Genomic DNA, 1,325 nt, shown 5'->3' with positions numbered 1-1,325 from the left:
TTCTAGTTGCACCCGGCTACCAAGCCGGGTGAGGATTGAAACAAAATGCGAACGTCCAAGCTGTTGTCGGCGCATATGGTTGCACCCGGCTACCAAGCCGGGTGAGGATTGAAACGAAGCGAAGCGGATTAAAGCAATGATCGCCAGGCAGTTGCACCCGGCTACCAAGCCGGGTGAGGATTGAAACAAAATGCGAACGTCCAAGCTGTTGTCGGCGCATATGGTTGCACCCGGCTACCAAGCCGGGTGAGGATTGAAACGAAGCGAAGCGGATTAAAGCAATGATCGCCAGGCAGTTGCACCCGGCTACCAAGCCGGGTGAGGATTGAAATTTTACCGAGTAAAGCAGGAATTTGCCACTTGCTGTCGAATTAACTTTTACGAAAACTGTTGCTTCACCTTCTCCACATCTTCTTTAAACTTCTCATGTGTTTTCGCCAGCACTTCTTCAAAGACGCCGTTCATTCGTTGTTCCAGCACAGCGATTCCTTCCCCGGTAATGCCGCCTTTGACGCATACTTTTTCCTGCAACGTTGGCAATGTGTACAGATTCCGCTTGAGCAGTTCCCCAAGGCCGATGATCATATCGGTCGCCAGCATCGTCGCCTGTTTCTTCGTGATGGCGGTTTTTGCCGTCGCGGCGTCGATGAAGCGCTGAAGCAAATAGCTGAAAAACGCCGGACCGCAGCTTGAGATGTCGGAAGCGACGCGGGTGATGGCCTCGTCGATGTACACCGGCGAGGCGATGCGCCGGAGAAGATCATCGATCGTTTGCCGACAGATGGTCGAACAGCGTGACCCAAAAGTGACGAGGATGCTACCGGAGAGCGCCCGGTTCGTAATGCTCGGAATGGCGCGCACGACTTGGCAAGGGATGGCCGCTTCGAGCTGTTCGACGCTGATCGGGCTTGTGATCGATACGAGGCAGTGTTCGTTTGTCCAGTACGGGGTCAGTTGCTGCAATAATGAGTGGATGTCGAACGGTTTGACGCATAAAAAGACGATGCTGGATTGTTTGACGACTTCAGCCGCATCGGCAACCACTGCAATGCCGGGATGCGCGCGTTGTATCGCGAACGCTTTCGCAAGCGTACGGTTCGTTATGACGAGCTGATCCGCTTTCACGGCGCCGGAGTCGAGGAACGCTTCGATTAAGATGGTGCCCATATTCCCCGTGCCGATGACGCCGATGTTCATGCATTGTCCCCCCTCCCAGTTTATGTTTACCGGAACTCTCTTTTTCGATATGTATGAGAAAAAGGCTCGGTTTATGACTTGAGATGGAAAGGATGGGATCGTATGTGGGAGCATGTGCAGGAGTTTGG

General features: G+C 53.4%; 1 protein-coding gene. It reads right to left on the bottom strand.

The annotated features are described in order from the left end of the window. Positions 1-378: 378 nt before the first annotated feature. On the bottom strand, positions 379-1,197 hold the full coding sequence (gene comER / locus BRO54_RS18780) for a late competence protein ComER (RefSeq protein ID WP_074044854.1): 819 nt from the start codon (positions 1,195-1,197) through the stop codon (positions 379-381). Between the last annotated feature and the right edge of the window lie 128 nt (positions 1,198-1,325).

The organism is Geobacillus proteiniphilus, from assembly GCF_001908025.1.
Taxonomy (GTDB): domain Bacteria; phylum Bacillota; class Bacilli; order Bacillales; family Anoxybacillaceae; genus Geobacillus; species Geobacillus proteiniphilus.
The sequence above is the reverse complement of the archived record's forward strand: the minus strand, read 5'-3'. Positions and strand labels throughout refer to the sequence as shown.